Origin of the sequence: Pseudoalteromonas sp. S327, assembly GCF_005886415.1 — a bacterium.
Lineage (GTDB): Bacteria > Pseudomonadota > Gammaproteobacteria > Enterobacterales > Alteromonadaceae > Pseudoalteromonas > Pseudoalteromonas atlantica.
The window spans coordinates 1-22,202 of the sequence record NZ_PNDP01000043.1; the positions used below are offsets into that span (position 1 = coordinate 1).

The following is a 22,202-nucleotide window of genomic DNA, read 5'->3' on the forward strand; positions in this document are numbered from 1 at the left end:
ACCTCGTACCCCATCATTATGAGTGATGTGCTCTAACCAGCTGAGCTACTTAGCCATTGTTGGCTGGGATACCAGGATTTGAACCTGGGAATGCCAGGATCAAAACCTGGTGCCTTACCGCTTGGCGATATCCCAACAGAAAACAATTGATAGTTTAGTTCATATCAGAACATGGTGCGGAAGGAGAGACTTGAACTCTCACATCCTAAGATACTGGAACCTAAATCCAGCGCGTCTACCAATTCCGCCACTCCCGCATTTTCACTTTGAATAATCAAAGGGAGGTAGTTATTTTAAACTCTTCATTGAGCAACAAAAGAAAAATGGTGGCTAAGACGGGATTTGAACCTGTGACCCCATCATTATGAGTGATGTGCTCTAACCAGCTGAGCTACTTAGCCATCTCTTTTGTTATCACTTCATCGCTGAGTGCGGGGCGTATTATGCTGATATGACCCAAATCCGTCAACACCTTTTTTGCAAAAAAACACTTAACAGGGTTTGTTTGCAGGAAAATTAAGCTAAGAGGCTAAATTTTAATAAATTTGCTGTTTTTTTAACTGTAAATCAACTGTCAAAGTACACTAAGTAATAACAACTTAAAACCGTTAATATAAAAACTGCTGAGTATTTATGCAGTCGCTTTGTGATCAAGTTGTATTAAAACCGAGTTTATTGAGTATTTTAGCTATTGAATGAAGCTATGATACTTAATAACCAGGTTATGCAATCATTTTAAGTAGGCATAACTTGCGCTAGTTGCGTTAAAAATTACATATTAATCACCGCGTGGGGGTAGTTGGTAGGGTAATTTGCTTATTACTGATGCGTATTTCTCACGTTAAATAAAGTATTTAGCTTAGCTCGTGAGTATCAAACCAATCCGTAATAATACTTATATCATTTTTAGGGACTAAACGTGTCGCTATCTGTGTGAAAAAATTCTCTTTTAGAACAACTAAATAGCGAATTTTTTCTAGCTATCAACAGGTTTTTCCATCAACAAAATAAATCACTTAATTATGCTAATTGCTATAAAAAGCCAAAAGTAATTAAGGCCATTTGTCTTTTGGGATAAAACTTATTTAGATAAAGGCATAAAAAAACCCGCATTAAGCGGGCTTTTATAAACAGATTGTTTAGGCGTAATTACACGTTGAACAAGAAGTTCATTACATCGCCATCTTTAACAATGTACTCTTTACCTTCTTGACGCATTTTACCAGCTTCTTTAGCGCCACCTTCGCCATTAAAGGCAATGTAGTCGTCATAAGCAATGGTTTGTGCGCGAATAAAGCCACGTTCAAAGTCGGTGTGAATTTTACCAGCCGCTTGCGGCGCAGTTGCACCTACTGGAATAGTCCACGCGCGTACTTCTTTTACACCTGCTGTGAAGTAGGTTTGTAAATGCAATAGCTCGTAACCACCGCGAATAACACGGTTTAGGCCTGGTTCTTCTAAACCTAGGTCTGCCATAAATTCAAGCTTGTCTTCTTCATCTAGTTCAGAAAGCTCAGATTCGATTGCAGCACACACCGGAATTACTACAGCATCTTCAGACTCTGCAATAGCACGTACACGGTCAAGGTGTGGGTTATTTTCAAAGCCATCTTCAGCTACGTTAGCAATGTACATAGTAGGCTTAATAGTTAAGAAGTTAATTGAGCTAATTGCTGCTTTTTCTTCTTTAGTAAGCTCTAAAGAGCGAAGTGTTAACCCTTCGTCTAAGTGTACTTTAACTTTTTCAAGTACTGCATTTTGCTCTTTAGCGTCTTTATCGCCGCCTTTCGCTTTTTTAGCGTTACGGAAAATTGCTTTATCAGCGCTGTCCATATCGGCAAGTACTAATTCGGTATTGATAACGTCAATATCGTCAGCAGGGTCAATAGTACCTGCAACGTGAATTACGTTTTCGTCTTCAAAACAGCGAACTACATGGCCAATTGCATCCGTTTCACGAATGTTTGCTAAAAATTGGTTTCCTAAACCTTCACCTTTTGATGCGCCTTTTACTAAACCAGCAATATCAACAAATTCCATACTGGTAGGTAGAATACGTTGAGGATTTACAATTTTTGCTAGCTCGTCTAAGCGAGGATCGGGTACCGGTACTACACCTGTGTTAGGTTCGATGGTACAAAAAGGAAAGTTAGCGGCTTCAATACCCGCTTTAGTTAGTGCATTAAAAAGCGTTGATTTACCAACATTAGGCAAGCCAACGATGCCACATTTAAAACCCATAGTAAGATACCTTGTTAAGATTCGTTTAAACGATTATGGTTTAAAAGAATGTAGTCTGTTTTGTGCTTTTAACACACCATCTTTTGCAAGTATTTCCATACAGCGAACTGCTTCATCAACCGCTGCATCCATTTTTTCTTGGTCTTCTTTGGCTGCTTTTCCAAGCACCCAACCGGTAACCATTTCACGATGCCCTGGATGACCGATACCTATGCGTAAACGCATAAAATCTTTTTGGTTTGCCATTTTTGCAATAATGTCTTTTAAGCCATTATGACCGCCATGACCGCCACCTTTTTTAAGTTTGGCAACGCCTGGGTCTAAATCCATTTCGTCATGGGCAACAAGTATGTTTTCCACGGGGATTTTGAAAAAATTGGCTAAACTACCGACCGCTTTACCACTTAAGTTCATGTAGGTGGTGGGGATCAATAATTTGAATTCTTGGCCTTGGATGATCACTTTGCCTGTTAGGCCGTGATATTTAGGATCGTGTTTGAGCGTGCAGTTGTAGCGTGCTGCGAGTTCTTCAATGAACCAAGCACCTGCATTGTGGCGTGTGTTTGCGTATTCGGGGCCTGGATTAGCCAGGCCCACAAGCATTTGAATAGAATTCAAGGTGCAAGACCTTAAATATTATTCAGCAGCGTCTGAAGCTTCTTCTTCAGTAGGAGCTGCTTTGTTAGCTTTGATTGTAACTACTGACAGGTCGTGGCCTTCGCCTTTACCTAGTTCAACAGACTGAACACCTGAAGGAAGTTCAAGGTCAGAAATGTGAACTGAATCACCAACTACTAAATTAGAAACGTTAACTTCAACGAATTCTGGAAGTGCTTTAGGAAGACAAGAAATCTCAACTTCAGTTAACTGGTGAACAACAGTTGCGCCAGCTTTAGTAACTGCTTCTTCACCGATGAAGTGAAGAGGAACTTTAGTTACTAATTTGTGAGTTGCATCTACACGTTGGAAATCAAGGTGAGTGATTTTTGGCTTGAATGGGTGACGTTGAATATCTTTTAAGATAGCTTCAACAGACTCGCCGCCAACATTTAGCGTAAGAATGTGCGTGTAAAAACCTTCGCTTTCTTGTGCTTTGATCATGTCTTTATGAGCAAGAGTAAGCGATACCGCTTCTTTATCTGCACCGTAAAGGATAGCAGGTACTTTGTCTTCGCGACGTAGGCGGCGGCTCGCACCAGTACCAGTTTCTACGCGAAGTTCAGCGTTGTAAGTATAAGTTTCGTTAGACATAATGTCTCCAATAATTAAAAGTGTTAGGGCCTTTGCGACCAAGGTCCCTACCCAAAAGGCGCGCTATCATAACACCGCCCCCCGATAAAATAAACAACACATACAAAAAAAGCGCCAAAAGGCGCTTATATGTTCCAACGAATGTGTGATTTTAGTGTTCAAACATCGCTGAAATAGATTCTTCATTGCTGATGCGACGAATTGTTTCGGCTAACATGTCAGCAAGAGTCAGTACTTTTACTTTATCAAGCGCTTTTAATTCATCAGATAACGGAATTGAGTCAGTTACAATTACTTCATCAATTACTGAGTTACGAATGTTCTCTGCAGCTTTGCCAGATAAAATAGGGTGCGTTGCATAGGCAAATACGCGTTTAGCACCGTGTTCTTTAAGTGCTTCTGCGGCTTTACATAAAGTACCACCGGTATCAATCATATCATCTACGATAATACAGTCGCGGCCTTCAACATCACCAATAATATGCATTACTTGAGAAACGTTAGCTTGAGGGCGACGTTTATCAATGATAGCAAGGTCTGTGTCGTGAAGTAGTTTTGCAATAGCACGGGCACGTACTACACCACCAATATCTGGCGATACTACAACAACGTCTTCAAACTCACGCTCTTCCATATCTTCAAGTAATACAGGGCTACCAAATACGTTATCTACTGGTACGTCAAAGAAACCTTGTATTTGCTCAGCGTGTAAATCAACCGTAAGAACGCGGTCAACACCTACACTTGATAAGAAATCGGCAACAACTTTAGCGGTAATTGGAACGCGCGCAGAACGTACTCGACGGTCTTGACGTGCATAACCAAAATAAGGAATGACGGCAGTAATACGACCTGCTGATGCACGACGTAGAGCATCAACCATAACGATAAGTTCCATTAGGTTATCGTTAGTAGGGGCACAGGTTGATTGCAAGATAAAAACATCCGAGCCACGAACATTTTCATTTATTTGAACACTGATCTCACCGTCGCTAAAACGGCCAACAACAGCATCGCCTAATTCAATATACAAACGTTTTGCAACTTTTTGAGCTAACTCAGGTGTTGCGTTACCAGCGAAGAGCTTCATGTCAGGCACGGTAGGGTTCCTCAGGCACTGAATTTTTGGACTAACGGGTAAATAGGTAAAACCCACTACGCGTTAACTTATGATTACTTGTACGTTACTTCATTGATCGAATATGGCGGCAAGCTCCGTATGAGCAGGTGAGACATTTGCGCTAGAAGCAACAAAACCCTGCCAAGTATGGGGGAGGTTATCAAGTACATCTTGTGCTTGAACTTGGCTAGCAAATTCGACAAAACAACATGAACCTGTTCCGGTCATCTTCGACGGGGCGTATTTTAGCAACCACTGCAGGGTTTTTTCAACCTCGGGGCAGAGCTTTTTAACTAAAGGCTCACAATCGTTGGTTAATTTATGGGTTCGCCAATCACCTGAAATTTTTGGTGTATCGCGTTTTAAATCTGGGTGAGTGAATATTTTAGCGGTACTGACATGCTGATTAGGGTGCACAACGCAATACCATTTTTGTTCAAGCTCTACGTCAACCAATTGTTCGCCAATACCGTGTGCTATGGCGCTTTTACCACGAATAAATACCGGCACGTCGGCGCCTAATTGCAGGCCTAAGTTTGCTAATTCATCAATATTTAGTTGTGTATTCCACATTTTATTAAGTGCAAGTAACGTGGTGGCTGCATCAGATGAACCGCCTCCCACGCCGCCACCCATAGGTAAACGTTTAGTGAGATTTATTTTTACACCTGATGAAATGCCACAGTGATTTTTAAGCAATAACGCGGCTTTATAGATGAGATTATCGCAATCTGCTATGCCTTTCGTATCACCCGTTATTAAAATAGTGGGCGCTTCGTTAACTGAATAGTCGAGTGTGTCGCCAAAATTTAAAAAGGTAAATAAGGTTTCTAGTTCGTGATAACCGTCATCACGGCGCGCATTGATGTGTAAAAATAAGTTAAGTTTTGCCGGTGCAATGACCGAAAAAGCTGTTTTAGTATTCATACTTAATTAAATTGCCAATTGTAGAGTTGAATTTTGATTTTAATTTGCTGATGTTTTAGCGTGACATTGCCAGGAACCCAAAAGCCACCTTGCTGTTTATAGTTTGAATACGTTATTTGCCACTTTTTATTGCTGTTATCGTACCAAATAACTTGTTGTGCACGGCCAAGTTCGTCTACTTTTAATGTTTGCGACGTTAATGTGCCTTTTAACCAGTTATCGGCGTTATCAACTGGCAGGTCAAAACCGGTTAAGCGTTTTAATAATAACGCAGCGTTAGTATCTGTGTATGTTTTATCGTCGTAATCAAGTACCGCACCTGTGCGGGTTTGTTTAAGCGACAATATACGAGTACCAATAAACGTAGTGAGCACTAAGTTGTTTTGTTTTTCGTCTTGTTGCCAATTTAAGTTTGCAGATTGGCGCTCATCAGGGCTTATAAACGCTAATTTACCTTGTGCTTGCCAGGTTTTTTGCGCTGCTAAGCGTGGTTTCCAATCATCGTAAAGCGTTGTTTTTGTATCAATTTGGTGGGCGCAGCCCGCTAAAAACAAAAAAAGAGTGAATAAAATTAAATAATGTCTAATCAAATGTTGTTCCTTACTTTCCATATTCCGCTGATTTTTGGTAAAATTGCCGCCTTTAAAGTAGGGCGCAGCAATATTTGGCAAATATGACCATCATAGCACTTGGTATAAATCACAAAACCGCATCCGTAGAATTACGTGAAAAAGTGGCTTTTTCGCCTGAGCAAATGTCTGAGGCGCTCCAGCAATTAAGCGGTCATGCCGACTTTAACGAAGCCGTTATTGTATCTACCTGTAACCGTACCGAAATCTATTGTAGCCTTGAGCAGTCAAATTCCCAAGCACTGCTAGCCTGGCTTGCCAGTTTCCATGGTTTGGATGAACACGAACTGAGCAAAAATATATATTGCCACCAAGGTGATGCAGCCATTAATCATTTAATGCGTGTTGCGTGCGGCTTAGATTCTTTGGTATTGGGCGAGCCGCAAATTTTAGGGCAAATTAAGCAAGCTTATCATAGCGCCAAAACACACGATGCCGTAGGCGTTAAGTTTGACAGGTTGTTTCAAAAAACCTTTTCTGTAGCTAAGCAGGTCCGTACCGACACCGATATTGGTGCCAGTGCTGTGTCGGTGGCGTTTGCAGCGGTTAATTTAGCAAAACATATTTATGGCAAGCTTGATAAAACCAATGTGTTATTAATTGGTGCCGGCGAAACAATAGAGCTTGTAGCTAAACATTTATATCAAAATGAGCCGCAACAAATTACGGTTGCCAATAGAACCATTGAGCGTGCACGCGGTTTAGCGCAGGAAGTGTCGGCCGATGTGATTGCGCTGGCACAACTACCTGAGCGTTTACACAAAGCCGATATTGTTATTAGCTCAACCGCCAGTACGTTACCAATTATAGGTAAAGGGGTGGTGGAGCAAGCATTAAAACAGCGCCGCCATAAACCTATGCTGTTTATTGATATTGCCGTACCGCGCGATATAGAAAGCCAAGTAGGCGAGCTTGACGCAGCCTATTTATATTCCGTTGATGACTTACAAGCCATTGTAAGCGAGAATATGGCCGCGCGTGAACAGGCGGCAGAGCAAGCACAATTAATAATAAACGAGCGCGTAAAAGAATTTGAAATGTGGGTTCGCTCTCTCGATTCGGTTGATTTAATTCGCCACTACCGAAACGACGTACAAACCATTAAGTCAGAACTTGTTGAGCGGGCGGTTAGTCAGCTAAATACAGGTAAAGACGCAGAAAAAATTATATTAGAGTTGGCCAATAAATTAACCAACCGCTTAATGCACGCGCCTACCCGTGCAATTCAAGATGCGGCTAAAAAAGGTGAAGTGGCACAACTAACTCAGTTGAAAAAAATGTTAGGTATTGATCAGGAATAACAGTTAAATGAAAGAGTCTGTATATCGTAAATTAGAAACCTTAGTAGAGCGCTACGAAGAAGTACAAGCGCTACTGAGCGATCCGTCGGTCATTAGTGATCAAAACCGCTTTCGTGCTCTTTCAAAAGAATACTCTGAGCTTGAAGAAATTGTAAAAACATTTTTAGCATACCAACAAGCGCAAGACGATGTAGCGACTGCTGAAGAAATGCTAAAAGATTCAGACCCAGATATGCGTGAAATGGCGCAAGAAGAATACAAAGAAGCTAAAGCGCAAATTTTATCATTAGAAGATGAGCTACAAGTGCTTATGCTTCCTAAAGATCCTAAAGATAACAACAATGTATTTTTAGAAGTACGTGCGGGTACCGGTGGTGACGAAGCGGCTATTTTTGCAGGCGATTTATTTAGAATGTACAGCCGTTACGCCGAAACACAAAAATGGAAAGTTGAAGTAGTGAGCACCAACGAAGGTGAACACGGCGGCTACAAAGAAGTTATTGCAAATATTAGCGGTGAAGGTGTGTACGGTAAGCTTAAGTTTGAATCGGGCGCTCACCGTGTACAACGTGTACCAGAGACTGAGTCGCAAGGGCGTGTACATACCTCTGCGTGTACGGTTGCAGTAATGGCCGAAATTCCTGAAGCAGAAGCCATTGAAATAAACACCGCCGATATAAAAGTAGATACCTTTAGAGCCTCGGGCGCTGGTGGTCAGCACGTAAATAAAACCGACTCGGCAATTCGTATTACTCATATTCCAACGGGTGTTGTGGTTGAGTGTCAGGATGAGCGTTCGCAACATAAAAACCGTGCTAAAGCGATGTCGGTACTTGCCGCGCGTTTACAGCAAGCCGAAGATGAAAAACGTCATGCGGCTGAGGCCTCTGAGCGCCGTAACCTAGTGGGCAGTGGCGATCGCTCTGAGCGTATTCGTACTTACAACTACCCGCAAGGACGTATTACCGATCACCGTATTAATTTAACGCTTTATCGCTTAAACGAAGTGGTAACTGGTGATTTAGGCGCAATTATCGATCCATTAATGCAAGAGCATCAGGCTGATTTACTTGCCGCAATGGGCGATGAGTAATTGTGAACCACACGCTTGAGCAGGCAATAGCGGTTGGTGCAACTAAACTTGCACCAACTAGCGACAGCGCTAAATTAGACGCACAAGTACTGCTATTACATATTCTTCAAAAACCTCGCAGTTACTTATTTACCTGGCCAGATAACCTACTTAGCAGCGACGAACAGCGCCAATATGATGAATTTTGTGAACGGCGTTTAAATGGTGAACCCGTAGCGCATATTATTGGCCAGCGCGAATTTTGGAGCTTAGCGCTCGAGGTGAATGCCACGACGCTTATTCCTAGGCCTGATACCGAAACACTCGTTGAGCAAGCTTTAGCACTTACCGTGCCTGAGCAAGCAAAAGTGCTTGATTTAGGCACTGGCACCGGCGCTATTGCACTTGCACTTGGCAGTGAAATGCCAACATGGCAAATTACAGCAGTCGACAAAGTAGCAGATGCGGTGGCCTTAGCGACTCGGAATCAGCAGCGTTTAGCCATTAATAATGTGCAAGTTAAGCAAAGTAACTGGTTTAGCGCGCTGAAAAATGAGCAGTTTAATTTAATTGTGACCAACCCCCCGTACATTGAACACGACGATAAACATTTAAAAGAAGGGGATGTGCGCTTTGAACCTCTTTCTGCGTTAGTGGCCGATGAGGCAGGAATGGCTGATATAAAACAAATAATTACACAATCACGTGACTATTTGCTCCCTAGTGGCTATCTTTTAATAGAACATGGTTTTGAACAGGGTGAAGCTGTTCGGCATTTGTTTAAGCAAATGGCGTATATAAATATTAAAACAGTAAAAGACTTGGGAAATAACGATCGTGTAACGCTCGCACAGTGGCCTTAATTTGATAATAAACAGCCATGATTGTGTGTTCTATAAATGCATTAAGGAACCTTTAATATGATGGGTGATTTTTTATTTTCAGATGAGCCAGATGAGTTAGAAAGTGAAGTAGAGCTTGGCACTTGGAAAGTATTAATCGTTGATGACGAACCTGAAGTTCATGCTGTTACAAAGCTAGCGTTGAGTGATTTTGAATTTCAGAACAAACGTTTAGAATTTTTAAGCGCATACTCGGGCGCTGAAGCAAAAGAATTAATAAATGCGCACCCAGATGCCGCTATTGTACTGCTAGATGTGGTAATGGAAACAGATGACGCTGGGTTACAGGTTGCTAAATTTATTCGCGAAGAAGCTAATAATAATCATATTCGCATTATTTTAAGAACCGGTCAGCCTGGGCAGGCGCCTGAACGCCAAGTTATTATTAATTACGATATTAACGACTATAAATCGAAAACAGAGCTGACAGCGCAAAAGCTGTTTACTGTGATTATGTCGAGCTTACGCTCGTATCGCGATATTATTTCTATAGAGCAATCTCGCGAAGGGCTTGAAAAAATTATTGTTGCCTCGCGCGATATATTTGCCACACGTTCAATAGAGCAGTTTATTGAAGGGGTGATGCAGCAACTTACTTCGTTATTAGGCATTGCTGATCAAGCGGTGTATGCCACTACGTTAGTGGCGCAAAATACGCAAGAAAATAGTAACGATAAGCTAATAGTACGCTCTGGTACCGGTGAGTTTGAGCAAAGCGAGGGTAAAGAGTTAGATGCGGTGCTGCAAAACGAGCAACTAGAGGCATGTCATCAAGCACTTAAAGATAAAAGCATAATTTATAAAGATAACTACTTATTTGCTTATTGTAGTAGCGAGTACAATCACAATTCGATGTTATTTATATCGGGGATCCCTAAAAATATAACCGATACGCAACGTAATTTAATTGAGATTTTTTCGCAAAATGTACAACTAGCATTTGAGAACGTGCAACGACAACAACGTTAATCGTTACTATAAATTTAAAAAGCACATAGCCTTGCGACTATGTGCTTTTTAGTTTGTGAGGCATAATAGCCAAAGCAGTGCGTAGTACTTGGTATTATACCAAGCAGCAATAATACTTAATCATTTTGAGGGGGCTAAACGTGTTGCTATCAGCGTTAAAAAATTCTCATTTAGAACAACTAAATAGCAAATTTTTTGCCTAGCTATCAACACGTTTTTCCATCCTCAAAATAGATCACTTAATTAAGCGGGTTGGTATTAAACGCACTTAACTAATTTTAACAAAACAAAAAGTACTGAGGCTTATGGATTATTTAGCAGTAAAACACTCACACATGGCAATTGCTATGCTAAGCGTTATCTTATTTTACATCCGCTCTTTTTCGCGTATGGGCAGTGGCAAGCTTGCCAAAAATAAACTGGTTTTTATTGGCAGTCACAGCATTGACACTTTATTACTTATTTCTGCAATAACATTGGTGTTCATGGCAAAAATAAACCCCTTTGAGCAACTATGGTTATTAGAAAAAATAGTGCTTGTAGTGATTTATATTGCGATAGGTATTATCAGTGCAAAACAAACTAATACGCTGCCAAAAATTATGTATGTGGTAGTTAACACGGTTGTGATTTTAGCGATAGGGTATTTGGCAACAGCAAAATCGCCGCTACTTTTATAATACCTACTCTGTTGCAAGTTAAGTGTTGGTGCGTGTATATGCTTTTTAAACACGCACGATACTTATAAGTAAGGGACTTAAATACGCAAGGAGCTTAAACGTAAGGAGCTAATACTCTTAAGGAACTTAAACCCCCAAGGAACTTAAGTAACAGTTAACACAGTTAATACACCTCTGCACGTCTCATAGCCTTCACCATTTTTCAGCTAGGCTGGCCTACTCCTTTTACTATAAAGCACACCTCTGGGGTATAATTACGGGTGGGAGCTTCGCTGTATTGGTAACTATCCGTAAAATTAGGTAAACTACGCCTTCGTTTTTTAATAAATGTTGCAGTATTGATGACCACCCTCGGGTATGACGAACACGACGAATCTTATTTAGATGATGCATATGATGAATTTACTCCACCGCCACTTTATCGGTGTATTAATGCAGAGTCGAAATGGGACCCTCAAATAGATTTAGCGCCAACTTTTTCTGTATTAACTGACTTTGAGCAGCAGATCACTGCTATGTGCGCAAAGCAAAAAGACCCACACGATAGATTAGAAGCCCTTCTTGATATTTTTTATAGCAAATGGCTATTTAGCGCCTCTGGGCTAAAGGTGCCAGAGCATAAAATAAATAGCTTAAGCTATACACTCACTATGCGCAGCGGCTCTATAACCACATTAGGTATTTTATTGAGCCATTTGCTTGAGCAAGCGCAATTAGATGCCAGTGTGTGTATTAACCAGGGTGATATAAGCGTGCATGTCGCGATAAGTGATGAAGAAGGCTACATTATTGAGCCTAGCAGTGGGCAACAAAGCTGGTACATCATTCCTGATAATGCGGATGAAGAAAATGGCCAAGAGCAAGAGCCACTTGAGCTTATTTATAACGATGAAGTTTATAAATTGTTTTTAGCGCAGCAAAAATGGTCGTTTATTAGCGAAAATAAATTTGGCCACGCGCTGGTATGTGTTGAGTTGCTAATGGAGCTATTAGGCGATGATCCGTACGAGAGACGCGACAGAGGTTACTTACTCAATCAGTTAGATTGTCCTAAAATGGCACGCGATGATTTACAGTTTTTTATTGATGAGTGCCCGGACGATCCGGCAATCGAGATTATTCAGCATCAACTAGAAGAACTTGAAGATAATAATAAAACACACCATTAAGAATAGGAACAAATATGGCTGATACTCACACTGCATTAATTACTAATGATGCTGTTGTACTGGGTTTGCTTGCTGTAATTTTAGGGTTCATTTTTAAAACCTCTAGCAGCGAAAACCCCAAACTAAAAGCATTTTATAAATATGTACCAGCATTATTGCTGTGTTACTTTTTACCTTCTTTACTCAATACGTTTGGCATTGTAGATGGACATAGTTCAAATATTTACTATGTTGCTTCGCGCTATTTGCTGCCAGCATGTTTAATTTTACTTACCATTAGCATTGATTTAAAAGCGATTATTAATTTAGGCCCCAAAGCGTTAATTATGTTTTTAGTGGGTACGTTGGGCATTGTGATTGGTGGGCCTTTATCTATTTTAGTGGTTAGCGTATTTAGCCCTGATTTAGTAGGCGGTCACGGCCCTGATGCTGTTTGGCGTGGTATGACAACGGTTGCCGGCAGCTGGATTGGCGGCGGCGCAAACCAAGCCTCAATGAAAGAAATGTTTGAAGTGGGCGGCGATATATTCTCGGTTATGGTGACCGTTGATGTGATTGTGGCGAATATTTGGATGGCTGTTTTATTACTAATGGCCGCAAACCATAAAAAAATTGATGCCGCAACAGGGGCTGATACAACCGCCATAGAAGATTTAAAAAACCGTGTTGAGCAATACCATGCAGAGCATGCACGCATGCCGACACTCAATGACTACATGACCATTATTGCCATAGCATTTGGTATAACTGGGCTAGCTCATTTTTGTGCTGACTTTTTAGGGCCGTTTTTTGCAAACAATTATGCGTGGGCTAAAGAGTACAGCTTAAACAGTAAATTCTTTTGGCTAATTGTTATTTCAACCACTATTGGTATTAGTTTATCATTTACTAAAGTAAGGCAAATAGAAGCGTTTGGCGCATCAAAAGTTGCTTCAAGCTTTTTATATATTTTAGTGGCATCAATTGGCTTACATATGAATGTAACCGCTATATTTAGTAACCCTGGGTTATTTTTAATTGGGGCTATTTGGATGCTAACACACGCAAGTTTAATGCTGATTGTAGCCAAAGTAATAAAAGCCCCGTTATTTTATATGGCGGTGGGCTCGCAAGCTAACGTTGGCGGCGCTGCGTCGGCGCCTGTGGTGGCTTCTGCGTTTCACCCTTCGCTTGCGCCAGTGGGCGTTTTATTAGCTGTACTAGGGTATGGTGTAGGTACATATATGGCCTACATTTGTGGATTAATGATGCAAGCAGTTGCACCTTAAGGAATTTAAATGAACAACCAAGTAATTAATATTAATAACATTGAGCTGGCAAACGACAAACCATTTGTATTATTCGGTGGTATGAATGTTTTAGAGTCGCGCGATTTAGCAATGCGTATTGCAGAGCACTATGTAGAAGTAACGTCTAAATTAAATATTCCTTATGTATTTAAAGCCTCGTTTGATAAAGCGAATCGCTCATCAATAAATTCTTACCGCGGCCCAGGTATGGAAGAAGGCTTAAAAATATTTGAAGAGATTAAAAATACCTTTAATATTCCGCTTATAACCGATGTGCACGAACCACACCAAGCAGCGCCTGTTGCTGAAGTGGTTGATGTAATTCAGTTACCTGCATTTTTAGCACGCCAAACCGATTTAGTGGTAGCTATGGCTAAAACGGGTGCCATTATTAATGTGAAAAAACCACAGTTTTTAGCACCGCACGAAATGCGTCATATCATTACTAAATTTAATGAAGCAGGTAATGATAATGTTGCACTGTGTGAGCGCGGCTCAAGCTTTGGCTACAACAACTTAGTTGTTGATATGCTAGGTATGGATGACATGAAAGCCATGGCACCGGTTATTTTTGATGCCACCCATGCACTACAGCGCCCAGGCGGGCGAGCTGACTCTGCTGATGGACGCCGTGCACAAGCTGCCGAGCTTGCTCGCAGCGGCATGGCACTGGGCATTGCGGGCCTATTTATTGAAGCGCACCCTAACCCTAATGAAGCAAAGTGTGATGGCCCATGTGCATTGGCACTTAGCAAGCTTGAAGGGTACTTATCGCAAATGAAAGCGGTAGATGATTTAATTAAAAGCTTTGCACCACTTGATACAAGCGCAAGCGATTTATAATTTAACACCTATTTAGGTAATGTTTAAAAAGCGACTTAGGTCGCTTTTTTTATTCCATTAATATACACACACAACGATGCTGTATATAATCTTACGCATAAGAAAAACTAATTCTAAGCTTGGTTACTATGTCAAGACGAGTCCCCCCATTAAACGCACTTAAAGCTTTTGAAGCCGCGGCACGCCATTTAAGCTTTACTAAAGCAGCAGAAGAGCTGTATGTAACGCAAGCGGCAGTGAGCCATCAAATTAAAACCCTTGAAGAGCATTTAGGCTTAAAATTGTTTTTACGTAAAAATCGCTCGTTATTATTAACCGAAGAAGGCCAAGGCTATTTTTTAGATATCAAAGAAATTTTTACCCAGCTAATAGATGCCACCGAAAAGCTACTTGCTCGTGGTGCAAAAGGCTCGCTTACCGTAAGTTTAACCCCGAGTTTTGCAATTCAGTGGTTGGTACCTCGATTAAGTTTATTTAACGAACTCCACCCCGAAATCGATGTGCGTATAAAAGCGCAAGACCAAGACGAAAACTCGTTAACCGATGATGTAGATATTGCTATTTACTACGGCCGAGGCCACTGGAGTGGAGTTCAAACTTACAAATTACACACCGAGTATTTAGTGCCTTTATGTAGCCCACTGTTATTAAGCGGGCATAAACCGCTTAATCAACCGAGTGACTTAGCCCAGCACACCTTGTTACACGATACCACGCGTCGTAACTGGAAAACCTGGATGAAAACGGCAGGTGTACGTAATGTACAAGTGAATCAAGGTCCTATATTTAGCCACTCATCGATGGTGCTCCAAGCCGCGGTGCACGGTCAAGGTGTAGCAATAGGCAATAGTGTGCTTGCCAAACCCGATATTGACGCGGGCCGTTTAGTGATCCCATTTAGCCACAGCTTAGAGAGTAAAAACGCGTATTACTTAGTGATTAGAGAGTCGCAAACAGAGCTGGGTAAAATAGTCTCGTTTAAAGATTGGATGCTGAGCTTAGTTGAACAAGAACAAGAGTATTAATAATGATTGAATGGTTTAAAAGCGCAACGCAGCCTGCTATTGCACAGTTTATATTTGCGCATGGTGCCGGAGCTGGATCAGATTCTGATTTTATGCAGCATATGGCTAAACTCATCAGTGCGCAGGGTATTGATGTAGGTTTATTTGATTTTGAATACATGCAAATTGCTAAACAAACACAAAAACGTAGACCCCCAGAGCGAGCCCCTAAACTGTTAGCTTATTACGAGCAAGTACTAACAAATGCGCAGCCTAATTTACCGTTATTTATTGGCGGCAAGTCGATGGGCGGGCGTATGGCGTCTATGCTTGCCTGTAGCTCTACACAACCGATTGTAGGTGTATTAGCGTTTGGCTATCCGTTTCATCCGCCCGGTAAGCTAGATAAGCTACGCACCGATCATTTTGCAGACATACCTTGCCCGTTTTTAGTCTTACAAGGCGAGCGAGATACCTTTGGCACCCGTGAAGAGCTTAAAACGCTTTCTATGCCAAAGCAGCCAAGCTATGTTTGGCTTAGCGATGGCGACCATTCACTCAAACCACGCAAAAAAAGTGGTGTGAGCGAGCTGCAAAACCGTGAAACTGCAGCGCTTGAAGCAAGTAAATTTATAGCCAATAGAGTGGAGCAATTATGATTAAATTATTTTTACTCACGGGCAGCTTTTTTTGCATGCTGTCGGTTATGTTAGGGGCATTTGCCGCACATGGCTTAAAAAGCCGTTTAACTGAGTATTCACTCGGGGTATTTAAAACCGCAGCTGAGTATCAAATGGTGCATGGTTTAGCGCTTATAGCCGTGGCGATTCTTATTAAGTGGGGTATTAATTTAACCATGGCGGGAGGCTTTTTTATTGGCGGTACACTGCTTTTTAGTGGCAGTTTATATTTACTAGCCCTAAGCGGCATGAAGTGGTTAGGCCCAATAACCCCATTAGGTGGGTTATGTTTTATAATTGGTTGGGTTGTTATTTTAGTGCAAGTTGCACGATTTAAGTTTTAAAGAGTTTAAGGGTTAATATGTCTAGTGTTGTGATTTATTGTCGTAGTGGTTTTGAAAACGATGCGGCTGCTGAAATAACGTTTCATGCTGCCGAGCAAGGTTTTGCCGGCTATGTAAAAGCCAAACCAAATACCGGCTACGTGATTTATGAATGTTTTGAAGCGCAACACAGCGACGAAATAATCAAAAAGGTCGACTTTAAAAATATGGTATTTGCGCGCCAGTGGTTTGCTGGCACGTTAATCGAAAATATGCCGGTAGAAGATAGGGTCACTGCATTAAAAGAAGCCGCAAAGGATTTTCCTTTGTGTAGTGAATTGCGCGTAGAAACCCCCGATACTAACGAAGGCAAAGAGCTACTGACCTTTTGTAAAAAAATATCAACGCCGTTAAAAAAAGCACTCGAAAAGCAAAACACGGTATTACGTGAGCCAAAGGCAAACCGCCCGGTAATGCATGTACTATTTTTAGCAAACAATGCCGCGTATGTAGGGTATTCGTATAGTTATAATAATTCGCCGTTTTTTATGGGCATTTTACGTTTACGTATGCCAAGTGACGGACCGAGCCGCTCAACGTTAAAACTTGACGAAGCCTTTAATGTTTTTATCCCTGAAAAAGAGCGAGAAGCGCGAGTACAACCAGGCATGCGAGGGGTTGATTTAGGCGCTTGCCCAGGCGGTTGGACCTATCAATTAGTACGCAGAGGCATGTTTGTTAGCGCAATAGATAATGGCCCAATGAATGATAGTTTGATGGAAACAGGCCAAGTTAAACACTTTAGAGCCGATGGTTTTAAATACCGCCCAGAAAAAAGAAATATTAACTGGTTAGTGTGCGATATGGTGGAAAAACCAACCAAAGTGACTAATCTAATGATTGACTGGGCAGTAAACGCATACGCCAAAGAGCTTATATTTAATTTAAAGCTGCCTATGAAAAAACGCTTTGATAGTGTTTATGAATGCCTAACGATGATCAAAGAAGAGCTTACTAAGTACGGTATAACCTATGAGTTGCAAGCTAAGCATTTGTATCATGATCGTGAGGAAATTACCGTTCATTTAAACGTTGTTAAGGTACCCCAAAATTTGTATAGCTAAATCATAGAGGCATAAAAGTGGTATTAAATAATGTTTATAAATGGCTAGGATTACTTTTTTTATCACTTTTAATAGCCGGTTGCGGCGGCGGTGGCAGCGATAGTGACGCCACCGATAGTGGCTCAACTGGCAATACCGCCCCTACTGTGAGTGTTGATGTAAGCAGCAGCGTTATTGTTGCTAACCAAACCTTTACTATTACGGCTCAGGCAAGCGATAGTGACGGGCAGGTGTCTAGTTATCAATGGCAGCAGCTGTCGGGGCCTGAATTTACCTTTACTGCCAATGGCAACATACTCACAGCAACGGCCCCCAGTGTAGAGAGCGACACTGATTTTAGTTTTTCGGTGCTAGTAACCGATAATGACGGCGCAACTACAGAGCAAGTGTTTTCTGGGACTATCACGGTTCAAAACACCCCTCCCACAGTTAATATTACAGGCCCAAGCAGTGCACTGGCTAATACCCAAGTGAGTTTAATTGCTAATGCACAAGACATAGATGGCACAATTAGCACCATAGTGTGGGTACAATCTGCTGGCTCCTCCATCGAATTTAGCCAAACTGAAGGTGAATTAAGCTTTACCGCCCCAAATGTAAGTGAAAGTGAAACGCTTGGTTTTAGTGTTACTGTAACCGACAATGCCGGGGGCACTGTACAAAGCAGTGCCACGGTACTTATTACGCAATTAAATAGCGCACCTAGTGTTACCTTAGCTGGGCCTGACGAGGCAATGCAAAATGAGTCAGTGACAATAACAGCTACAGCGCAGGACAGCGATGGCACCATTAGCGAGCTAAGCTGGCAGCAAACAAACGGCCCCGTGGTCGAATTTACGCAAACCGACTCCAGCATTACGTTTAATGCTCCAACGGTTGCTCAAAATACCAATATTACCTTTTTAGCCACCGTTAGAGATAACGACGATGCAACTAATAGCGCCCAAAAAACGGTGATTGTGGTGCCGCCTAACAATCCGCCTGTGGCAGATGATGTAACCGTTGAGGTGCAATATAACTTAAGTGCTGAATTTAATTTGACGGTAAATGATGCCGATGGCGATACGGTACAAATTACTTTTCCAGATGACTTAGAAGGGGCGCAGGTGAGTGTTATTGATGCCCAAGCGCTGCGCTTTAGCTACACACCGCCTGTAAATAGTATTTCTGCAAAAAGCTATACACTGACCGCCAGTGATGGTGAAGACAGCACCAACTTTTTACTTAATACGACAATTATTGATACCAGCGCTGCAACGGTGACAGAAATAACGCCTAATGGAGCAGATGAACCGGTATTGGTTGACACCCCCATTAGCATTACGTTTTCAGATGTGATGCTGAGCAGTTCGTTAACCGTAAATAGTAGCGCGGGGAGCTGCGAAGGCAGTGTTCAGGTATCAAGTGATGATTTTGCAAGCTGCGTTGCACTTAATGTAGAGAGCGTATCTGGTGCGCCTGATGAGACGAGTGACTATTTTAAAAACGTTAACTTAAGCGCTGATTTTTCAGAAAACACGCTTTACAAAGTGCGTGTAAATGACCAATTAGTTAATTTTTCTGGTACTGCTGCGACAGCAGGCCAAGTGAGTGAATTTACCACCTCAACCCAAGATTTAAAAATAACCGAACTCATATCGGTGCAATTTACTAATGATACGCCCTGGGTAGAGATTTATAACGGCACAGGAGAGGCTGTTAATTTACAAAACTATTCATTAAAAACGCGCGCAATTAATATGCTTGATAGCTCAGTGAGTGCAGAGCAAGTATTTACATTACCCAACAAAGTATTAGAAAACGGCAGTTATATTTTACTGCAAAGTCGTTTTGGTGATGAGTTTTTAGCAAGCGCGGCACTTAATAACCCTAAAATTGTGCTGGTGGGTAACCAAAGCGATGCGCTACGTCCTTACTGGTATATAAATGGCTTTGCAGAGTTATTAAATAGCGCCGCCACACAAACAATCGACTTTGTTAAATTTGGTAATTCTACCCAGCAACCGGTTAGTGCCACGCAATGGCAAGGCGATAACGCACCACAAATGCAGGCCGAGCAAGGCTCAAGCTTAAAACGTGCGCTTAATGCAACAGATACTAATCAAGCAAGTGATTGGGTTTACTCAGTGTTTAATACGCCGGCAGGGCAAAATGATATTAGCTGTGATACCGATACAGATTTAGATGGGATCCCTGATTGCAGTGAGCAAGAAGGCGCAACATTTGGCGGGTTGCCTTTATATGAATGGGGCGCACGGGTAAATCAAAAAGATATATTTATAGAAATTGATTATATGGATAGTACCGATATAGGTATTACGCCACAGCGTACAGCATTAGAAAAAGTAGTAAGCGTATTTGCAAGTAACGGTTACACAGTGCATTTTGATGTAGGCGATTTGTTTGACCAAAGCACAGGTATTTCCACCGCTAACTTTGATTTAGGAGGCGGTACAACCGTACCGTTTAACAGCTACACGCCCTTTGAATATGACCAAGGTACCGCTAATTTATTTGCCTATAAGATGGAATATGCCGATACAACGCGCCGCCCAATTTTTCATTATTTATTAATGGCAAACAGTGGTAACGAAGATGGCAGCATTAGTGGCTCGGGTATTGCCGAAATAAATGGTAATGACCTAATGCTGACTATGGGCGGATGGGGGTTATCCTTTGATGATCAAACATCACAAAATGTGACGAATAATTACCAAGCGTCTACTATTTTTCATGAGTTGGGGCATAATTTAGGGCTTTATCATGGCGGCGATGAAGAAGTGAACTTTAAGCCAAATCATTTAAGCTCAATGAATTATCTATATCAATTAACGGGGCTTGCAAGCATAGGTAATAACGAAGGTGACCGTTATTACGACCGGTTTTATACCAACAACATTAACTGCGACCTTGTGCCAAATACTAATAATCAAACAGGATCAACGGATGATTTTATCATTGATTATTCAAACGGCAGCGCAGCAAATATAAATGAAAGTGCTATTGATGAAAGCGCAGGATTAAACAGGGCTGGCTCTGAGGCGGTCGATTATAATTGTAATGCAATTTTAGGCGATACATTAACTAACTTTGATGCAAACCAAGACTCGCAAATTACTGTATTAACGGATACCGATGAGTGGAGCATGATTAACTTACAGTTTTACTCACAAAGTGCAGGTAACCGATTTGGTGTGGCAAATACAATGAGCCATAAGCTGCATCAACAGCAGCGTGTTCAAGCTGTTTCTACTTCATTGCCACGCTATATAAAAGAAGCAGCGCCAAGCGAGGCTATAATTAATCAAATTAAAGCAATTAAAGAGCGCTAAATGAGCTACCGATTTATAAAAGCTGCACTTTTACAAGGAGCTATTATTTGTTTAGTTGCTGCCTGTAGCCAAGGCGCTATTAATAAAGCCAGTAATAGCCATAGTAGTGAATGGTTACTAACTGATGCGCTTTATTATAATAAAAAGCCAGTAAATTGGCAGCAAAGGCGAGTAAACGGGTGTAGCACGTGTTTAATACAAAACGACTCTGTACTTCAGCCCGAGGGCATAACGCGTTTTAATACGCTTTATAAAGATGGGGCGTGGATTGCAGTACAGGAGCAAAGCAGTTTAAATGTTATAAGGTTAAAACTGCCTTTGCACACCCCCTATTTGTATGTTGAGCAATTAGCAAACGGTGAACTTAAACTGTTTAATCAGCAACACACTTATAAAACTAAAATAGGCGAAGTCATTAACATTACTTTTAAAAAGCAGTTATTCTCGATAGTGATCACAGCGTTTACTTTACAAGATGAAAAAAATGCAGCACTGCCAAGGCGCGCAAGACTAAATTACACTGCACTTAAGTTGATATAGATAAAATAAAAGCACCAAAAGGTGCTTTTATTATTTGCCGTAATATTATTTAGCCCGCTCGGTATTTAGAGCGATAATTATCTACCCACAAACGGGTAGCGCCACATACAGCAACGGGCATAACAATTAGGTTAATAAATGGGATTGCAGTGAGCAGCATAACAGCAAAGCCAAAGCCATAAGATAAACCTTGTTTAGACTTTAAATCGTCTTTCATTTGTTTAAAGCCTACTTTATGGTTATCGAAGGCAAAATCTTTGTATTGCACAGCATACATCCAACATGTAAATAAAACCCATAACACTTGTCCAATAACGGGTAAAATCCACAACAAAATAAAAAAGCCAATAGCGCGGGGTAAGTAATAGCAAAGCTTTGTCCACTCTCTGCCTACCATGCGTGGAATGTCTTTTACTAAATCAGCAAAACCGTCGTCATTTATTTTTTGACCCGTTAAATAAAGCTCTACTTTTTCGCTGAGTAGTCCGTTAAAAGGGGCCGCAATAAAGTTGGTTATTACCGTAAATAGCATGCTGTAACTAAATAGCACCACAAGCACTGCAATGGGCCACATTAACCATTCAAGCCAGCTTAGCCACTCAGGTAACATGTTGTTTATATAATTAAAGCTGTCGCTTAACCAACCAAATAAAAAGAATAATGAACTACCAAACAATAAAATATTAAGTAAAAGTGGAATAAGCACAAAGCGCTTAAGGCCTTTTTGGCTAATTAATTTAAAGCCTGAAAAAAAATATTCCATACCTTGTATGATCTGCACAGTAACCTCAAAAAAGACTCATATC

General features: G+C 41.2%; 20 protein-coding genes, 3 tRNA genes and 1 pseudogene. 14 read left to right on the plus strand and 10 right to left on the minus strand.

Features of this window, described 5'->3' with window-relative positions; translation table 11 throughout:
• Positions 1–60 precede the first annotated feature (60 nt).
• The 9 genes from CWB60_RS13595 to lolB form a co-directional block, all read right to left on the minus strand.
• A tRNA-Gln gene (locus CWB60_RS13595) sits at positions 61–135 on the minus strand.
• 37 nt (positions 136–172) lie between these two features.
• Positions 173–257, minus strand: a tRNA-Leu gene (locus tag CWB60_RS13600).
• A gap of 67 nt (positions 258–324) precedes the next feature.
• Positions 325–401 (minus strand) — tRNA-Met (locus CWB60_RS13605).
• 748 nt (positions 402–1,149) lie between these two features.
• Complete coding sequence (ychF, locus tag CWB60_RS13610; RefSeq protein WP_004588829.1) at positions 1,150–2,241, minus strand: redox-regulated ATPase YchF; 1,092 nt, start codon at positions 2,239–2,241, stop codon at positions 1,150–1,152.
• A gap of 33 nt (positions 2,242–2,274) precedes the next feature.
• Complete coding sequence (gene pth / locus CWB60_RS13615) at positions 2,275–2,859, minus strand: aminoacyl-tRNA hydrolase (protein WP_024033868.1); 585 nt, start codon at positions 2,857–2,859, stop codon at positions 2,275–2,277.
• An 18-nt stretch (positions 2,860–2,877) separates the two neighbouring features.
• The gene (locus CWB60_RS13620) at positions 2,878–3,492 is read right to left on the minus strand and encodes a 50S ribosomal protein L25/general stress protein Ctc (RefSeq protein WP_004588831.1); all 615 of its coding nucleotides are present in this window, start codon (positions 3,490–3,492) and stop codon (positions 2,878–2,880) included.
• Positions 3,493–3,643: 151 nt separating this feature from the next.
• Positions 3,644–4,591, minus strand: coding sequence for a ribose-phosphate pyrophosphokinase (locus CWB60_RS13625; RefSeq protein ID WP_004588832.1), 948 nt, complete (start codon positions 4,589–4,591; stop codon positions 3,644–3,646).
• 90 nt (positions 4,592–4,681) lie between these two features.
• Complete coding sequence (ispE, locus tag CWB60_RS13630; RefSeq protein WP_054983449.1) at positions 4,682–5,539, minus strand: 4-(cytidine 5'-diphospho)-2-C-methyl-D-erythritol kinase; 858 nt, start codon at positions 5,537–5,539, stop codon at positions 4,682–4,684.
• A gap of 2 nt (positions 5,540–5,541) precedes the next feature.
• Entirely contained in the window at positions 5,542–6,129 is a 588-nt protein-coding gene (lolB, locus tag CWB60_RS13635) for a lipoprotein insertase outer membrane protein LolB (RefSeq protein WP_004588834.1), read from the minus strand.
• 83 nt (positions 6,130–6,212) lie between these two features.
• Between lolB and hemA the strand changes: the two genes are divergently transcribed.
• The 14 genes and pseudogenes from hemA to CWB60_RS13705 all read left to right on the plus strand — a co-directional run bounded on the left by hemA (position 6,213) and on the right by CWB60_RS13705 (position 21,396).
• On the plus strand, positions 6,213–7,469 hold the full coding sequence (gene hemA, locus CWB60_RS13640) for a glutamyl-tRNA reductase (RefSeq protein WP_171036150.1): 1,257 nt from the start codon (positions 6,213–6,215) through the stop codon (positions 7,467–7,469).
• 7 nt (positions 7,470–7,476) lie between these two features.
• Positions 7,477–8,562: a peptide chain release factor 1 gene (gene prfA, locus CWB60_RS13645; protein ID WP_004588836.1), complete on the plus strand. Its 1,086-nt coding sequence runs from the start codon at positions 7,477–7,479 to the stop codon at positions 8,560–8,562.
• A 2-nt stretch (positions 8,563–8,564) separates the two neighbouring features.
• Positions 8,565–9,404, plus strand: coding sequence for a peptide chain release factor N(5)-glutamine methyltransferase (gene prmC, locus CWB60_RS13650; protein WP_138580018.1), 840 nt, complete (start codon positions 8,565–8,567; stop codon positions 9,402–9,404).
• Positions 9,405–9,461: 57 nt separating this feature from the next.
• A pseudogene (locus tag CWB60_RS13655) lies at positions 9,462–10,403 on the plus strand (DUF3369 domain-containing protein); the annotation flags it as partial.
• A gap of 314 nt (positions 10,404–10,717) precedes the next feature.
• Positions 10,718–11,092: a SirB2 family protein gene (locus CWB60_RS13660; RefSeq protein WP_064384853.1), complete on the plus strand. Its 375-nt coding sequence runs from the start codon at positions 10,718–10,720 to the stop codon at positions 11,090–11,092.
• A gap of 341 nt (positions 11,093–11,433) precedes the next feature.
• Positions 11,434–12,261 carry a tetratricopeptide repeat protein gene (locus CWB60_RS13665; protein WP_138579199.1) on the plus strand — a complete coding sequence of 276 codons (828 nt, stop codon included), beginning with the start codon at positions 11,434–11,436 and terminating at the stop codon, positions 12,259–12,261.
• A gap of 14 nt (positions 12,262–12,275) precedes the next feature.
• Positions 12,276–13,529: a DUF819 family protein gene (locus tag CWB60_RS13670; protein WP_138579197.1), complete on the plus strand. Its 1,254-nt coding sequence runs from the start codon at positions 12,276–12,278 to the stop codon at positions 13,527–13,529.
• Positions 13,530–13,538: 9 nt separating this feature from the next.
• The gene (kdsA, locus tag CWB60_RS13675; RefSeq protein WP_054983446.1) at positions 13,539–14,393 is read left to right on the plus strand and encodes a 3-deoxy-8-phosphooctulonate synthase; all 855 of its coding nucleotides are present in this window, start codon (positions 13,539–13,541) and stop codon (positions 14,391–14,393) included.
• Between the two features lie 128 nt (positions 14,394–14,521).
• Positions 14,522–15,418 (plus strand): transcriptional regulator GcvA, encoded by an 897-nt coding sequence (locus CWB60_RS13680; RefSeq protein ID WP_004588843.1) that lies wholly within the window; start codon positions 14,522–14,524, stop codon positions 15,416–15,418.
• Positions 15,419–15,420: 2 nt separating this feature from the next.
• A complete protein-coding gene (locus tag CWB60_RS13685) occupies positions 15,421–16,056 on the plus strand; it encodes an alpha/beta family hydrolase (protein WP_024034183.1) in 636 nt (211 codons plus the stop codon).
• Positions 16,053–16,421, plus strand: a complete 369-nt coding sequence (locus CWB60_RS13690) for a DUF423 domain-containing protein (protein ID WP_171036151.1) — start codon at positions 16,053–16,055, stop codon at positions 16,419–16,421. The genes CWB60_RS13685 and CWB60_RS13690 overlap by 4 nt, the downstream gene beginning before the upstream one ends.
• A gap of 17 nt (positions 16,422–16,438) precedes the next feature.
• The gene (gene rlmM, locus CWB60_RS13695) at positions 16,439–17,524 is read left to right on the plus strand and encodes a 23S rRNA (cytidine(2498)-2'-O)-methyltransferase RlmM (RefSeq protein WP_004588846.1); all 1,086 of its coding nucleotides are present in this window, start codon (positions 16,439–16,441) and stop codon (positions 17,522–17,524) included.
• A 17-nt stretch (positions 17,525–17,541) separates the two neighbouring features.
• Positions 17,542–20,856: a PKD domain-containing protein gene (locus CWB60_RS13700; RefSeq protein ID WP_138579195.1), complete on the plus strand. Its 3,315-nt coding sequence runs from the start codon at positions 17,542–17,544 to the stop codon at positions 20,854–20,856.
• Complete coding sequence (locus CWB60_RS13705) at positions 20,857–21,396, plus strand: hypothetical protein (RefSeq protein WP_138579193.1); 540 nt, start codon at positions 20,857–20,859, stop codon at positions 21,394–21,396.
• Positions 21,397–21,445: 49 nt separating this feature from the next.
• On the opposite strand, the gene cysZ is transcribed toward CWB60_RS13705, so the two are convergent.
• Positions 21,446–22,159: a sulfate transporter CysZ gene (cysZ, locus tag CWB60_RS13710; protein ID WP_004588849.1), complete on the minus strand. Its 714-nt coding sequence runs from the start codon at positions 22,157–22,159 to the stop codon at positions 21,446–21,448.
• Positions 22,160–22,202 lie beyond the last annotated feature (43 nt).

What these genes read in the sequence shown, in the direction of transcription:
- prfA (WP_004588836.1), top strand. Translation starts at nt 7,477, where the DNA reads ATGAAAGAGTCTGTATATCGTAAATTAGAAACCTTAGTAGAGCGCTAC.
- hemA (WP_171036150.1), top strand. Translation starts at nt 6,213, where the DNA reads ATGACCATCATAGCACTTGGTATAAATCACAAAACCGCATCCGTAGAA.
- rlmM (WP_004588846.1), top strand. Translation starts at nt 16,439, where the DNA reads ATGTCTAGTGTTGTGATTTATTGTCGTAGTGGTTTTGAAAACGATGCG.
- CWB60_RS13660 (WP_064384853.1), top strand. Translation starts at nt 10,718, where the DNA reads ATGGATTATTTAGCAGTAAAACACTCACACATGGCAATTGCTATGCTA.
- cysZ (WP_004588849.1), bottom strand. Translation starts at nt 22,159, where the DNA reads ATGGAATATTTTTTTTCAGGCTTTAAATTAATTAGCCAAAAAGGCCTT.
- CWB60_RS13705 (WP_138579193.1), top strand. Translation starts at nt 20,857, where the DNA reads ATGAGCTACCGATTTATAAAAGCTGCACTTTTACAAGGAGCTATTATT.
- CWB60_RS13620 (WP_004588831.1), bottom strand. Translation starts at nt 3,492, where the DNA reads ATGTCTAACGAAACTTATACTTACAACGCTGAACTTCGCGTAGAAACT.
- CWB60_RS13690 (WP_171036151.1), top strand. Translation starts at nt 16,053, where the DNA reads ATGATTAAATTATTTTTACTCACGGGCAGCTTTTTTTGCATGCTGTCG.
- CWB60_RS13685 (WP_024034183.1), top strand. Translation starts at nt 15,421, where the DNA reads ATGATTGAATGGTTTAAAAGCGCAACGCAGCCTGCTATTGCACAGTTT.
- CWB60_RS13680 (WP_004588843.1), top strand. Translation starts at nt 14,522, where the DNA reads ATGTCAAGACGAGTCCCCCCATTAAACGCACTTAAAGCTTTTGAAGCC.
- ychF (WP_004588829.1), bottom strand. Translation starts at nt 2,241, where the DNA reads ATGGGTTTTAAATGTGGCATCGTTGGCTTGCCTAATGTTGGTAAATCA.
- ispE (WP_054983449.1), bottom strand. Translation starts at nt 5,539, where the DNA reads ATGAATACTAAAACAGCTTTTTCGGTCATTGCACCGGCAAAACTTAAC.
- kdsA (WP_054983446.1), top strand. Translation starts at nt 13,539, where the DNA reads ATGAACAACCAAGTAATTAATATTAATAACATTGAGCTGGCAAACGAC.
- CWB60_RS13670 (WP_138579197.1), top strand. Translation starts at nt 12,276, where the DNA reads ATGGCTGATACTCACACTGCATTAATTACTAATGATGCTGTTGTACTG.
- CWB60_RS13665 (WP_138579199.1), top strand. Translation starts at nt 11,434, where the DNA reads ATGACCACCCTCGGGTATGACGAACACGACGAATCTTATTTAGATGAT.